This is a genomic window from Methylobacterium indicum (assembly GCF_001043895.1).
Lineage (GTDB): Bacteria > Pseudomonadota > Alphaproteobacteria > Rhizobiales > Beijerinckiaceae > Methylobacterium > Methylobacterium indicum.
Window position 1 is genome coordinate 1 of sequence record NZ_JTHF01000469.1, and the last position, 1,057, is coordinate 1,057.

1 protein-coding gene is annotated in these 1,057 nt (G+C 62.3%); it reads left to right on the top strand.

Going from position 1 to position 1,057, the window contains the following annotated elements; genetic code table 11:
* A partial coding sequence (locus QR78_RS31555; protein ID WP_048431595.1) for a diguanylate cyclase domain-containing protein occupies positions 1 to 1,057 on the top strand: 1,057 nt, incomplete at both ends.

The following is a 1,057-nucleotide window of genomic DNA, read 5'->3' on the forward strand; positions in this document are numbered from 1 at the left end:
GCGGATGCCCGCCTCGACGCGCGCTTCGCCGACAGCCCGTTCGTGACCGGCGCCCCGAATATCCGCTACTACGCGGGCGTTCCACTTCGCGTCCGGCGCCTCGAAAGTGAGGCGGTGACGATCGGCACGATCTGCGTCCTCGACGAGCAACCACGCGGACCGCAGACGAGCGACCTTGAAGTTCTGGAGCAGTTGGCCTGCATCGCCGAGGCCCTGATCGACGCCCGAACCATCGCGCTTCGCGCTACCGAGGCCGCGGAGGAGCACCGACTGACCGTCGAACGACTGGAGCGCGAACGCCGTCAATTCAAACAGGCCGAGCGCATGGCCCATATCGGGTCGTACCGTTACGATATCGAGAAGCAGTCCACCTCTTGGTCCGATGGCGCTTTCGCCGTTCACGAACGTCCCGTCAGTGGCGGCGTGCCGAACCGCGATATCATGAACCACCTCCCGGAGCCGGATCGTACTGCGTTCATCGCCGCAGTCATGCGCACATTGGATACGGGCGAACCCTTCGAGATGGACGCCGATTTCGTAACAGCCAAGGGCAACCCCCGGCGGGTCCGGTGCTCGTGCGAGATCGAATTGATCAAAGGTAAGCCGGTCGCTCTTATTGGCTTGATTCAGGATATCACGGAACGGCACGAATTAGAGCAGCGCCTTCGTCATCGAGCTTGCACCGACGAATTGACCCAGCTTGCCAACAGAGCCGAGTTCCATCGTGTTCTAGATGTACGGCTACGCGAGGCGCGTGCCCTGAATGGTGATGTTGCCGTACTTCTTATCGACCTCGACGGCTTCAAAGGTGTCAACGACGCCTTCGGCCACGCTGCAGGCGATGCGGTGCTGCGCCGTGTCGCCGATCGGTTGCGCGTCTATCGCGACGACGGGAGTTTTCCGGCCAGGCTAGGAGGCGACGAGTTTGGGATGGTGATGTCTGTCGGTCTCGATCGGACGGCACTTGACCGCCAAGTGCGACGACTTTTGCGCGACCTGGAGATGGTGACGGAGGGACAGGGCCATATCGCTCGAGTGACGGGCACGAGGCGCCTCG